The organism is Shewanella sp. WXL01 (genome assembly GCF_012263345.1).
Classification (GTDB): domain Bacteria; phylum Pseudomonadota; class Gammaproteobacteria; order Enterobacterales; family Shewanellaceae; genus Shewanella; species Shewanella maritima.
Genome location: NZ_JAAIKQ010000002.1, coordinates 90,764 through 103,590 on the forward strand (window position 1 = coordinate 90,764; position 12,827 = coordinate 103,590).

Sequence of the window (12,827 nt, forward strand, 5' to 3'; positions counted from 1 at the left end):
GGTAGATTAGCGAGATAATAAAAGGACTACCCAATGGATGTCACACCATTTCTAAAAGTAATGGTTGAGAAGAAAGCCTCGGATTTATTTATCACTGCAGGCTTTCCACCCAGCGCCAAAATTGATGGTGAGCTACGTGCGTTAAGTGAGCATAGCTTTAACTCTGAGCAGTCATTAGATTTTGTAGAGTCGCTAATGACTGAGGCGCAAAAACAAGAGTTTAAAGACACCAGCGAATGTAACTTTGCATTTGCTGCTAAAGAACTTGGCCGTTTTCGTGTTAGCGCATTTTGGCAACGTGAATCTGCAGGTTGTGTGATGCGTCGTATCGAAACGCGCATTCCTGAAGTGGAAGAACTAAAACTACCGCCAATTTTAAAAGACCTAGTTATGAGTAAACGTGGTCTTATTATTATGGTTGGTGGTACAGGTACGGGTAAGTCTACCTCGCTTGCAGCCTTGGTTGGTTATCGTAATGCTCACGCTCGCGGGCACATTTTAACCATTGAGGACCCGGTAGAATTTGTGCACGATCATCGTAAAAGCATTATTACTCAGCGCGAGGTGGGTATTGATACTGAATCGTTCGATGCTGCGCTTAAAAGCTCATTGCGTCAGGCACCTGATGTTATCTTGATTGGTGAGATCCGTACTCAAGAGACCATGGAGTTTGCACTGTCGTTTGCAGAGACGGGCCACCTTTGTATGGCAACGCTTCATGCTAACAATGCTAACCAGGCATTAGACCGTATTATGCACCTTGTGCCAGAGAATAAGCACAACCAGCTATTGTTCGATTTATCTTTGAACTTACGCGGTATTGTGGCGCAGCAGCTTGTTGCTAAGTCTGACGGCAGCGGACGTCGCGCTGCGATTGAAATTTTGATTAATACGCCGCGTGTTGCCGACCTAATCGCTAAGAATGATCTACACTTGCTTAAAGAGACCATGGCAAAATCAAACGAGCAAGGGATGCAGACATTCGACCAGGCGTTATTAGCTTTATACCTTGAGGGTGAAATTAGTTATGCAGATGCACTGCACCATGCTGACTCACCAAATGATTTACGCTTGATGATTAAGCTACAAAACAACGATACCTCAAGTACTGGTGGCTTTATGGAAGGTGTCACCTTAGATTTGGATTAGCCCTCAGATATTGGTTAATTGTGTGTTTAGCTAAAGCTCGATATGAGTACTAACACAAGCGATATACAAAATGCCGTAACTTTAAGTTACGGCATTTTTGATCGAATTTGTGCCTTAAAGCGTATAAAGTGAGTACATATTTAACAGCTAAATTATTCATGCAGTTTGAGTTCAAAATGAATTGGTTAACCTGCAGGTTAAGGGAAATAACATGACTTCAGTTTTATCTTCATCGCAATCAAATCTTAAAAGCGTCAAGTCACTTCTTATCGGATCGCTAGCACTATCAGCGTTGAGCTTTTCAACGGCGCAAGCGGCAAGCTGCCCAGATTACTTGGATGTTAAAGCACGCAAACTACACTCCGAAGATGTGGTGGATTTGTGTGAGCTGACCCAAGGCAAACCTGTACTTATCGTCAATACCGCTTCAAACTGCGGTTTTACTCCGCAATTTGAAGCGCTTGAAGCGGTGCATAAGCAATATAAAGATGATGGACTTGTGGTTATTGGTTTTCCGTCTGATGACTTTTTCCAGGAAGAAAAAGATGAAGCCAAAACCGCAGATGTGTGTTTTGTTAACTACGGCGTAACTTTCACAATGGTCGCAACATCTGAGGTTCGCGGTGATGGCGCGAACTCAGTTTTTCAACATTTGAATGACAAAACTTCTTCGCCTAAATGGAATTTCTACAAGTATCTTGTCAGCGGTGATGGCAAGCAAGTTCAACAGTTTAACTCGCGTGTTAAGCCAGATAGCGCAGAGTTAAAGCAGGCGATTGAGTCTGTTCTTTAGTAGCACTGACACACAACGTTGAATTTGTTAAACCTTATCTCGTGTTAAGGTTAATTAGTAACTGTGATTTAAAGCTAAGTTTACAACTAAGACTGCACAATGGTGCGATGGTTTTGATAACATCCAAGCACTGTGCAGTCTTTTGTTATTTACTCAACAATAATGAGTAAGGCTATGATTACTTGGAGTCAATTGTGTATAAGTTTTCTGGGTTAGATAAAGATACTGGTCACCAAGCCAGAGGAAAGAAAGGCGTGTTATTAATGAATTTAGGGACGCCCGATGAGCCAACAACGCCATCAGTGAGACGTTACCTTGCAGAGTTTTTGTCTGACCCGCGCGTGGTGGAAATCCCAAGATTGGTTTGGCTAACTATTTTGCACGGCATTATTCTGCGTACACGCCCTGCTAAATCAGCCGCACTTTATAAAGAGATTTGGACTGAAGATGGTTCTCCGTTGATGGATATCAGTAAACGCCAACAAGCAAAGCTACAAGCTCAACTTGATGAGCAAGGTATCGATGCCAAAGTTTATTTAGCTATGCGTTACGGTAACCCATCTACCGCGTCGACTTTACAGCAAATGCATAAAGAAGGCGTAGATGAAATCACAGTACTGCCGCTTTACCCTCAATATGCCGGCCCTACGAGCGGCACGGTATTTGATGCCATCGCTCGTGAGTTGATGAAGTGGCGTTTTGTACCGTCGATTAACTTCATTAACACTTATCATGATAACCAGGACTATATTGATGCTTTAGCTGAGTCGATTGAGCAAGACTTTGCTAAGCATGGTAAGCCTAAAAAGTTGGTTATGTCGTATCACGGTATGCCAAAACGCAATCACTTGCTTGGCGATCCATACTATTGCTTCTGTGCTAAAACAACACGTTTAGTGGTCGAAAAGTTAGGGTTAACTGAAGATGACTATGTGATGACCTTCCAGTCCCGCTTTGGTAAAGCTGAGTGGTTAGGGCCATATACTGACGCCACAATTGAAGAGTTAGGTAAAACAGGCGTTGATGACATAGCTGTTATCTGCCCTGCGTTCAGTGCCGACTGCTTAGAAACTCTTGAAGAAATCAAGGGTGAGAACCGTGAAGTGTTTGAAGAGGCCGGCGGTAAGCAGTTCCGCTATATCGAAGCATTGAATGACCACCCAAGTCACATCAAGATGATGCTAGGTTTGGTTAAGCGGTACTTGAAGTAAAGCTATTTGCACTGCACTGAGTGTATCCACAAGGTTTTGATGCATTTAGCGCCATATAATTGTACAGGTGGATGAAAGAGGTGAGAGTGGATCTCGCCTCTTTTATTTTGGTTTGGTAAACTCAAACTATCCTATCTGTATAGAAGTAAAGCTAATCTCATGAGAATTGATCCTAATATTTCACTGGTGTTCAGCACTGACAAAGGTCGTATTGAACAAGAAAAGCCGGTGGAAGAAGTCCCTCAAGGTGACGGTATTGTCCGTATCCATAAAGATAGCAAAGGTCGCAAAGGCAAAGGTGTTAGCGTTATTAAGGGCCTTGGGCTAGATGCGAAAGAGCTGAAAGCGCTGGCGCAAAAGCTTAAAAAGCAATGTGGCTGTGGTGGCACGGTGAAAGAGTTCAATATCGAGATCCAAACCGATAACCGTGAGCAAATTAAAACTTTACTCGAAAAAATGGACTACAAAGTAAAACTAGCGGGCGGCTAGGTTTTACTCTGCATTAAGCGCAGCCAACACAGGAAGCATTTATGGAAAGCTTGCAAGATCATCTACTTATCGCTATGCCATCTCTTAACGACACCTTCTTTGAGAAGAGTGTGATTTATATTTGTGAGCATGACGACAAAGGCGCTATGGGGCTCGTTATTAATCGCCCTGTAGGTATTGATGTTGAAAGCTTGCTTGAGCAAATGGCCATGGCAACAGATGACGAAGACGTTGTCGCGGTGGTGGCACCATCGACCTCAAGTAACAAACTTGCCGCTCAGGTTGTGGTCGGTGGACCTGTGGCGCCAGAGCGCGGCTTTGTGTTACACACGCCTAAAAAAGCTTGGAGTAATAGTTTTCAGGTAAGTGATTACTGTGTGCTGACTTCATCTAGAGATGTACTTAGCTCGTTGGCAACAGAAGATGCGCCAGATAACTATATTGTAGCTTTGGGCTATTCAGGTTGGGGCAAAGATCAACTTGAGCAAGAACTCGCAGACAATACCTGGTTAACCATTAAAGCAACGCCCGAGCTACTTTACGATTTAGATTACGATAGCCTCTGGCAAAAAGCGGCGAAACAATTAGGTATTGATATTTGGCAATTGACTGATCAAGTTGGCCATGCTTAAAGGTATAAAGTGTTACTGCGAACTTTTGAGCTATAAGAGCTGATTTAATAGATTCATATATTTAAAGCTACTTTTGTTTCAGTTTAAGTGGCTTATTTAATTTACATCGCCCTTCGAACTAATATTTAAACTTCCCACAATTATTCATATTTGAGACAGATATATGTTGCCACAAACGGTTTTAGGCTTTGACTTTGGTACAAAAAGTATTGGCATTGCTATTGGTCAAGGCGTTACAACAACTGCTAGGCCGTTGTTATCAATAAAAGCGACTGACGGCATTCCTAATTGGGATAAAATCGGTGAGCTGATTAAAGAATGGCAACCTGATCTTGTTGTAGTTGGCCTGCCACTTAACATGGATGGCACAGAGCAAGAGATGACGCAACGTGCTAGAAAATTTGCCAATCGTATTAATGGCCGCTTTGGGATTAAGGTGGCGACTCAGGATGAGCGCTTAACCACAGCCGATGCTAAAGCGCGCTTGTTTGAACTAGGTGGTTACAAAGCCCTGACCAAAGAGCAAGTTGATGCTGTATCTGCCGTACTGATTGTGGAAAGTTATTTTGAAAACAGCTTTAGCTAACTTATGTAGTCAAATAAGACCCTCGATTAATAGCTTCTCTAGGGCGGTGCGAATGCCATTCACAACGACTTGTTGCACTGACTTGGTGCAACAAATACTAAATCAGTACTTCAAATGGCTGACTTGATCCTTACCTTTTTAGTTATATTCAGCCTTTGTTTTAATGAATAGTTATTAAAATTAGCTGCTTACGTCAATTCTATAGTGTCGCTTAACTACTCTGTGTTTGCTGGCATAGTTCCTGAAACCATTTCAGTACCGAATTAGAGCGGGAACATGAACATATCATTGCACCTTTTATAGATGTGAATGAGCTTTGTGAAAGCAAGTCTCTTTAGCTGGGATGCTAAAGCGGAGTCATCAGTAATGGTTTTACTACGCCTTGCACTTTCAAAGTTAATTTACTCCCAGTGCAATCGTAAATGCTCATGTTCTTGCCTAGAAATCGAGTTAGTTCAAAAAACTATCGAGCAAAATGGGGAAGGGGTATGACAAAACAGCCAATAATCTATACCGATATGGATGGCACCTTGCTAGATCATTACGACTATAGCTTTACCGAGGCTATACCAGTAATGGAGGCTCTGGCCGAACGTAAAATTCCTATCATAGCCAACACCTCAAAAACCTTTGCTGAGATGGAGTCGATTCAGCAAACCTTAGGTTTTAACGCGCCTTTTATTTGTGAAAATGGCGCCGCCGTTTACATTCCCAAAGGTTATTTCAACACGCAGCCGCAAGATACAGAGGAGCGTGGCTATTACTGGGTGAAATCGTTTTGCCAGCCTCGTAGTCACTGGATTGAGGTGCTTACGACCCAGGTTACTGAGTTCAAAAAATACTATGTTGGATTTTCTGCAATGACGGTTGAGTCGTTGTGCAGTGTGACTGAGCTAACCCCTGCAAAAGCCAAGCTTGCGCTGATGCGCGAACACACTGAGCCATTACTGTGGCTTGGAAGTGAGAATATCAAACAACAATTTATCGAAAAAATGCAGCAGCTTGGCGCTGAGATGCTAGAAGGTGGACGCTTTTTGCATGTTGGTGGCCAGTCTGACAAAGCCCAAGCGATGAATTGGTTGACCATGCTATATGCCTCTGAGCGGGCTCAAACCATGTACACCATTGCATTAGGTGACAGTGGTAATGATATTGCCATGCTTAACGCTGCAGACGTGGCGGTGCAAATTAAATCTCCAGTTCATGATTTCCCCTTGTTGCATACCAAAAAGCCGGTGCTTAAAAGCCCGTATCCAGGTCCAAGAGGCTGGGCTCATTGTTTAAGTGAGCTGTTGCTTACTCCAAGCCTAGTCGAAATATGTGACCGCGCAGCTAATCAAGGTGCTTAACAAAGAGGGAAAATGAAATGGCTGATTTTTATCAAAATGGCATAGTGACCACATTACATAACCTTTCCCAACGAAGTGACGAAGCACTTGAAGCTGAGTTAATAAAGTTCGCCAAGGTGCGACCATTGGGTTTAATACTACCTTCATTGTTTTCAGAGCTCGAAGGCGAGGCAATGCCTGACATCGTTAGTAAACTTGCTCAGGTGCCATATCTTAGTGAAATCGTTATTGGTTTAGATAGAGCTGACAAAGCACAATACCAGCATGCACTTACATTCTTTAAGGATTTGCCTCAGCATCATAGAGTGCTTTGGAATGATGGCCCAAGACTAAAAGAACTTGATGCCAAGCTGGAAAAGCTTGGACTGGCACCGCAAGAAATGGGCAAAGGGCGAAATGTTTGGTATTGCATGGGCTACATTCTGGCGTCGGGTAAGTCTGAATCTATTGCGCTGCATGACTGCGACATAGTGACATACGAGAAATCACTGCTTTCAAGGCTGTTATACCCAGTAGCCAACCCGCAATTTAATTATGAATTTACCAAGGGCTATTATGCGCGGATCGCCAACGGCAAAATCAATGGCCGCGTTTCAAGGTTGCTGGTAACACCGTTAATTAAAGCCCTCAAGCGAGTGGTTGGTTATAACGATTATTTAGAATACATGGATAGCTTTCGCTACCCGTTAGCGGGGGAGTTTTCATTTAGGCGTGATGTACTTAATGATCTACGTATTCCCAGTGACTGGGGGCTTGAAATCGGTGTGCTCAGTGAAATGCAGCGCAACTATGCTCACAACCGTATTTGTCAGGTTGATATTGCCGATAATTACGATCACAAGCATCAGGATTTATCGCTAGATAACACTGAAGCTGGTCTGTCGAAAATGTCGATTGATATTACCAAAGCGTTTTTCCGCAAGCTTGCAACCCAAGGTGAAACCTTTAGCTGTGAAACCTTCCGCTCGTTAAAAGCGACTTATTATCGAATCGCCCTGGATTATGTTGAGAACTATCACAACGACGCTTTGATGAACGGGCTGACTACTGATATCCACCTAGAAGAAAAGGCGGTGGAGATGTTTGCGCAAAATATCGTTACGGCAGGGCAGCGGTTTTTAGACAACCCAATGGAAACACCATTTATGCCAACTTGGAGCCGGGTGATAAGTGCGATGCCAGATGTGCTTACAGAACTCAAAGCAGCAGTTGATGCAGATTATGCGGAGTTTATGTAGCTTTGCGATTGCATGTCTGGCGGTTTTAGTTATAAGTCAGTCTATACGTTAGTTGCTCCAAGCATAAATCAATCAGAATAAAGGGTAAGTGATATGTACAACACTAAACTCCAAGTTACTGATAACACATCAGGTGAGAGTTTAATCAAAGAAAAGATCTCAGCACATAGTGATGTGAAAAACCAAACCCAATTGCTGGATAATTTAACTGCCAAGCTAGTTCAGCAATTGGCAATCATTTATGCAGACGTTGAGTTACAGCAAAACTACAGCGCTGTTGCGGCAAATTTAGTTGAAACTATGCGTTTGGATGCTGATTGTTTTGAGCCTACGCCATACAACAATTTGTGGAGCGAGCAAGATATTGTGCTCATTACCTACGGCGATAGCGTATTTACACCATCAGCTACTAGTGAAAACGCGCCATCATCAACCAGCAGCAGTGCACCTTTAGCGACCCTGGATAAGTTTTGTGACGACTATTTACCTGAACTGACCGGTATTCATGTTTTGCCGTTTTTTCCATATAGCTCAGACGATGGCTTTGCGGTAATGGATTATTCGACAGTGAATCCGGCCTTAGGAGATTGGCAAGACATTAATCGTATTGCCAGTAAACGCAGGTTAATGGCCGACTTGGTAATTAACCATTGCTCAAGTCGCAGTGCATGGTTTGATAACTTCATTAAGCAAAAAACACCTGGCAAAGATTACTTTTTTACTGTTGACGAAGATGCTGATATCTCCGATGTCGTGCGTCCAAGGGTATCGCCGCTACTGCGGGCAACCCGAACTGAAAATGGTGTTAAGCAGGTGTGGGCGACCTTTAGTCACGATCAAGTCGACTTTGATTTTCGTAATCCTGAGGTGTTAATCCAATTTGTGAAGATCATTCGTCTGTATTTGGATATGGGCGTCAATATATTCAGGTTAGATGCAGTGGCATTTTTGTGGAAGGTCACTGGTACTAAGTGCATAAACTTGCCGCAAACTCATGAAGTTATTCGTCTACTGCGCACGCTGGTGGAACACGCTCAGCCAGATGCGATGATCATTACTGAAACCAATATCCCCAATACTCAAAATCTAACTTACTTTGGTAACGCGAATGAGGCCCATGGTATTTACAACTTTTCTCTGCCGCCGCTATTAGTTAATACCTTGATTACTGGCAGCTGTTTATACCTAAAACGTTGGTTAATGAGCATGCCGCCAGCACAAAATGGCACTACGTATTTTAACTTCATTGCTTCTCACGATGGAATAGGCTTAAGGCCTGTAGAAGGCTTACTGCAGCAAGAGGAGGTCGATACATTAGTGGAAACCATGGAACTGTTTGGCGGTAAGGTGTCATGGCGAGCGGATAAAGATGCCCAAAAAGCCTATGAAATCAATATCGCATTAATCGACGCCCTAAAAGGTACGATTAAGGGAGAAGATCATCTAGGCTTCGAGCGTTTTATTTGCGCTCATACCATCATGCTAGCACTTGAAGGTATACCGGGAATTTATATTCATTCGTTATTGGCCACTCGCAATGATTACCAAAAGTTAGCTGCAACCGGGCAAAACAGGGCAATTAATCGCCATCGCTGGGATGTAAATGAATTAACTGAATTGCTTGAAGACAAGCATAGCCAGCACCATCAAGTGCTTTGCAGCCTCAATCATTTAATTAAGCTACGTAAACAACAGCCTGCATTTCATCCAAACGCGACTCAGTTCACCTTGCATCTAGGCTTGCAGCTTTTTGGTATTTGGCGGCAGAGTCAGGACAGACAGCAAAGCATTTTCTGTATCAGTAATGTTAGCGATCAAGACGTGACTTTACCGCTGACGGAAATTAATCTCATTGTGTCTGAAGCTTGGTATGAGCTAATTGCAGGCACCAAAATAGAAGCGGATATGACCAGCATGACGCTAGCGCCATATCAGACGGTATGGATAAGCAATATTGCAACATAAGACCCTCGATTAACAGCGTTTCGAGGGTGACACATGATGGAGCTGCATTTCCAGAGGGAACAATAACCAGTTATTCCTACAACCTAACCTACATGTCATTCCTGCTACCGACATAAGACCCTCGATTAAAAACACTCGAGGGTGACACATTAGAGAGTAGCATCTTGAGTACAATGCAACGGCCATTCCCAAAACGAAATCAACCAGTCATCCCTAGCTACAGCCTATACGTCATTCCCGCAACGCTTTTGAGCGGGAATCAAATCCAGCTGCCACTATAAGACCCTCGATTAAAAGCATTTCGAGGGTGACACATGGTGGAGCAAGCATTTCGATTGTAGTTTAATGGAGGAGCATGAGCCCACATGTCGTTCCAGAAACCAACAACCTGTCATTCCTACAACTAAACCCACACGTCATTCCCGCAATGCCTTTGAGCGGGAATCAAATCTAGCGGCCAGTATAAGACCCTCGATTAACAGCACCTCGAGGGTGACATAAGGAGATAAACACCCGAGGGTTACGTATAAGGGGAAGCTGCATCTCGAGTACAATCCGGCGTTCATTCCCAAAACGTAACCAATCAGTCATCCCTATCTACAACCTACACGTCATTCCCGTAACGCTTTTGGGCGGGAATCTTGCCCGTCAATCACTATCCATTACGTTAACTAGTACTCGGATCAAAGCCATATTACAACGTTGAAAAATAAAAAAGTGGTGAGTAGCAACTAGATTGTGTAGCAGTCAGCTAAGGTTCAGCTAGCTAAGATATAATTAAGTTACTCTTAAAGCTGAAAGAAACCTTTAGCTGAGCAAATTGGTGCCGAACTTTCTGTCAACCCAAGCTTGTATGCCACCCGAGTTGTTTATCAGCTCAAGCTATAGTCGAGCTAAGTCGCATTCAAAATCTTCTACATGTGGTTATGTGAAAGAATTTAAGTGAGCCTACACATCGTTGTAGCGCTGAATGTAAATACATTAACTATGCTTGACTTGCCATACTGCGCAGATAAGCTAAAGAGAATCAACCTGTTGTTGGAGCAACACATGAAAAAATTATTTGCCTTTATCGCCATCGCTGCACTTTCTGCGTGTAGCTCGTTAAAAACTAACTCTGACTTCGATCCGGGTGTGTCATTTGACCAATACAAGAGCTTTGCCTGGATTGAAAAGAAATCAGATAGCCAGTACCACCTTGATGGGCTAATGGACCAACGTGTTCGCAATGCGGTAAATAACGAAATGACGGCAAAAGGGCTAAAACAAGTCGACGCTGAATCTGCAGACTTATTAGTTAACTACTTAACCAAAGTAGACAAGAAGATTAACGTAGACACCTTCCATACGAACTATGGTTATAACCCATATTACTACCGTGGTTGGGGTTACGGTGGCAGCATGCAAAGCCACACAACCGTGCGCGAGTACGAGGTAGGCACATTGATTATCGACTTAGTTGATAATAAAACTGACAAACTAGTATGGCGTGGTACAGTTGCTGACACCATCAAAAACAAGAGCACACCTGAAGAACGAGAGCAGCTGATCAATGAAGCGATCAACAAAGTGATGTTAAACTTTCCTCCTAAGCCAGAAAGCTAATCATCCGATGAGCTGAGTAACCTAGATAGTGTTTGAGAGCTGCTTATTAAAGCAGCTCTTTTTATGTTACCTAAGTATATGTTTAGTGGACTTAATCCGTCGTTAATTTTGGGGTTACTTTTGATTGGGGAAATAAGCTCAAGCTAGTACAAACAGGTAGTTAGATTATTCTAAAAAACTTCATACATATTTACTCAAATGAGGTATACTTTTGCTGTTACACTAGCTCTGCCCTAGAAAGTGATTGATATTGCATCGTATTGCGTTGATGTTACACAGCTACAAGCATAGGAAGTGTTTGTAAAGGACAGGTTTTAGATACTCATAATAGCGACCGGTAAAAACTGAATCACTGCAAAGGAAAACTTAAGGACAAGTATGGATTATTTTATTCCCCTTTTGAGTAGCTTTATCATTGCGTTCACCACAATTCGACTCTGTAAACCCATTGCCATTCGAACTGGCTTAGTAGACTCTCCAAACGCTAGAAAAATACATGTAGGCGAAGTACCCCTAGTCGGAGGTTTTGGGATATTTATCTCAATTCTTACCGCATCAATGCTGTTTATCGACAATAGCCGCCATTTAAATCTGTATCTGATCGCTTCTGCGCTAATTCTATTCTTAGGTACATTAGATGATCGTTACGACTTGAGTGTTAGAGTCAGACTCGTATCTCAAGTTATTGTAAGTTCGCTAATCATATTTGGTACTGAAATACACTTAACTAGCTTAGGCAACCTTTTTGGGATGTTTGAAATACAACTTGGGTTCATAGGCGCGCTAGTTACAGTGGTAGGGATTATTGCAGGAATTAATGCATTCAATATGATTGACGGTATTGATGGGCTAGCTGGCTCGACTAGCATTATTACTTTTTGCTCTCTAGCTTATTTATTCGCTGATAGCGCAAATGAACTCTTTTTATTGCCTATTTTATTCATTGCGGCACTTGCAGCTTACCTAATGTTTAACCTCGGGTTGCACCGGTCATTATCTAAAGTGTTTATGGGTGATTCCGGTAACATGCTTATTGGGCTGACCATAGTTTGGCTTATGGTGATTGGCGTTCAGTCAGAACAACAGTATCTAAGGCCTGTAACAGCCCTATACTTAATCGCGATTCCATTGATGGATATGGCGGCGATTATGATTAGAAGAGTAAAGCGAGGAGTCTCGCCGTTTAAAGCCGACCGAGAGCATTTGCACCATATTTTTGAAAGAGCAGGGTATTCACGTAAGCAAACCTTGTGCATCATCAGTCTGATGAGCGTGTTTTTCGCGGTAATAGGTTGTTGGTCAGAAGTTGAGCAAGTACCTGAGTGGATAATGTTTTTCACGTTTTTAATTGTATTTGCCATGTATAATTGGGCATTACAGAATATTTGGACAATTTTGACTTGGCTTCGCAAGAAGAGTTAACAGATGAAATTTAGATGTAATCTAGTAAGTATTGTTGGTGTATTGCTAATGGCGGGATGCTCGATGTCTCCACCTATTGTTGAGCCTAAAGTGGGCTTGGTTGAACAAGCTCCAGATATTTCCCTTTATCGACAAGTACCACAGCAGTATTGGGCAGACTTAAATCATGCATCATCGGGTACAGAGATAGTCCACAACAACAATGTGATTTCAGTTGGTCAACACTACTTCTCTGCGTTAGGGATGAGCTGTCGAAACTTAAATGTAAGTAAAGCAGCATCGATGAGCGAGCAACTAGTCGTTTGCAAAGATACAAACGCTGCATGGTATATCGTGCCACAAATTATTGACCGAGAATCGCAACCTGTCTTTGCGGAACAATAACAAT

General features: G+C 42.7%; 12 protein-coding genes. All 12 read left to right on the plus strand.

Going from position 1 to position 12,827, the window contains the following annotated elements; translation table 11 throughout:
* The first annotated feature begins 33 nt into the window (after positions 1 to 33).
* The 12 genes from G3R49_RS05640 to G3R49_RS05695 all read left to right on the plus strand — a co-directional run bounded on the left by G3R49_RS05640 (position 34) and on the right by G3R49_RS05695 (position 12,823).
* A complete protein-coding gene (locus G3R49_RS05640; RefSeq protein WP_167868968.1) occupies positions 34 to 1,149 on the plus strand; it encodes a PilT/PilU family type 4a pilus ATPase in 1,116 nt (371 codons plus the stop codon).
* 211 nt (positions 1,150 to 1,360) lie between these two features.
* Positions 1,361 to 1,942 carry a glutathione peroxidase gene (locus G3R49_RS05645; protein WP_167868969.1) on the plus strand — a complete coding sequence of 194 codons (582 nt, stop codon included), beginning with the start codon at positions 1,361 to 1,363 and terminating at the stop codon, positions 1,940 to 1,942.
* Positions 1,943 to 2,136: 194 nt separating this feature from the next.
* Positions 2,137 to 3,153, plus strand: coding sequence for a ferrochelatase (hemH, locus tag G3R49_RS05650; protein ID WP_167868970.1), 1,017 nt, complete (start codon positions 2,137 to 2,139; stop codon positions 3,151 to 3,153).
* A gap of 159 nt (positions 3,154 to 3,312) precedes the next feature.
* Positions 3,313 to 3,642 (plus strand): stress response translation initiation inhibitor YciH, encoded by a 330-nt coding sequence (gene yciH, locus G3R49_RS05655; RefSeq protein WP_167868971.1) that lies wholly within the window; start codon positions 3,313 to 3,315, stop codon positions 3,640 to 3,642.
* Between the two features lie 41 nt (positions 3,643 to 3,683).
* The gene (locus G3R49_RS05660; RefSeq protein ID WP_130597865.1) at positions 3,684 to 4,274 is read left to right on the plus strand and encodes a YqgE/AlgH family protein; all 591 of its coding nucleotides are present in this window, start codon (positions 3,684 to 3,686) and stop codon (positions 4,272 to 4,274) included.
* Between the two features lie 163 nt (positions 4,275 to 4,437).
* On the plus strand, positions 4,438 to 4,860 hold the full coding sequence (gene ruvX / locus G3R49_RS05665) for a Holliday junction resolvase RuvX (RefSeq protein ID WP_167868972.1): 423 nt from the start codon (positions 4,438 to 4,440) through the stop codon (positions 4,858 to 4,860).
* A gap of 488 nt (positions 4,861 to 5,348) precedes the next feature.
* Positions 5,349 to 6,209: a mannosyl-3-phosphoglycerate phosphatase gene (locus G3R49_RS05670; RefSeq protein WP_167868973.1), complete on the plus strand. Its 861-nt coding sequence runs from the start codon at positions 5,349 to 5,351 to the stop codon at positions 6,207 to 6,209.
* Between the two features lie 17 nt (positions 6,210 to 6,226).
* Positions 6,227 to 7,447, plus strand: coding sequence for a glycosyl transferase (locus G3R49_RS05675; protein ID WP_167868974.1), 1,221 nt, complete (start codon positions 6,227 to 6,229; stop codon positions 7,445 to 7,447).
* Between the two features lie 300 nt (positions 7,448 to 7,747).
* The gene (locus G3R49_RS05680; protein ID WP_245335296.1) at positions 7,748 to 9,412 is read left to right on the plus strand and encodes a sugar phosphorylase; all 1,665 of its coding nucleotides are present in this window, start codon (positions 7,748 to 7,750) and stop codon (positions 9,410 to 9,412) included.
* 1,050 nt (positions 9,413 to 10,462) lie between these two features.
* Positions 10,463 to 11,017, plus strand: coding sequence for a DUF4136 domain-containing protein (locus tag G3R49_RS05685; RefSeq protein WP_167868976.1), 555 nt, complete (start codon positions 10,463 to 10,465; stop codon positions 11,015 to 11,017).
* Between the two features lie 378 nt (positions 11,018 to 11,395).
* Complete coding sequence (wecA, locus tag G3R49_RS05690) at positions 11,396 to 12,439, plus strand: UDP-N-acetylglucosamine--undecaprenyl-phosphate N-acetylglucosaminephosphotransferase (RefSeq protein WP_167868977.1); 1,044 nt, start codon at positions 11,396 to 11,398, stop codon at positions 12,437 to 12,439.
* A 3-nt stretch (positions 12,440 to 12,442) separates the two neighbouring features.
* Positions 12,443 to 12,823: a DVU3141 family protein gene (locus G3R49_RS05695; protein ID WP_167868978.1), complete on the plus strand. Its 381-nt coding sequence runs from the start codon at positions 12,443 to 12,445 to the stop codon at positions 12,821 to 12,823.
* The last annotated feature ends 4 nt before the right edge of the window (positions 12,824 to 12,827 follow it).

Bases quoted from the DNA above. Each gene is read 5' to 3' on its own strand.
- G3R49_RS05645 (WP_167868969.1), top strand. From the start codon at position 1,361: ATGACTTCAGTTTTATCTTCATCGCAATCAAATCTTAAAAGCGTCAAG.
- wecA (WP_167868977.1), top strand. From the start codon at position 11,396: ATGGATTATTTTATTCCCCTTTTGAGTAGCTTTATCATTGCGTTCACC.
- G3R49_RS05695 (WP_167868978.1), top strand. From the start codon at position 12,443: ATGAAATTTAGATGTAATCTAGTAAGTATTGTTGGTGTATTGCTAATG.
- G3R49_RS05660 (WP_130597865.1), top strand. From the start codon at position 3,684: ATGGAAAGCTTGCAAGATCATCTACTTATCGCTATGCCATCTCTTAAC.
- ruvX (WP_167868972.1), top strand. From the start codon at position 4,438: ATGTTGCCACAAACGGTTTTAGGCTTTGACTTTGGTACAAAAAGTATT.
- yciH (WP_167868971.1), top strand. From the start codon at position 3,313: ATGAGAATTGATCCTAATATTTCACTGGTGTTCAGCACTGACAAAGGT.
- G3R49_RS05670 (WP_167868973.1), top strand. From the start codon at position 5,349: ATGACAAAACAGCCAATAATCTATACCGATATGGATGGCACCTTGCTA.
- G3R49_RS05680 (WP_245335296.1), top strand. From the start codon at position 7,748: ATGCGTTTGGATGCTGATTGTTTTGAGCCTACGCCATACAACAATTTG.
- G3R49_RS05675 (WP_167868974.1), top strand. From the start codon at position 6,227: ATGGCTGATTTTTATCAAAATGGCATAGTGACCACATTACATAACCTT.
- G3R49_RS05685 (WP_167868976.1), top strand. From the start codon at position 10,463: ATGAAAAAATTATTTGCCTTTATCGCCATCGCTGCACTTTCTGCGTGT.
- G3R49_RS05640 (WP_167868968.1), top strand. From the start codon at position 34: ATGGATGTCACACCATTTCTAAAAGTAATGGTTGAGAAGAAAGCCTCG.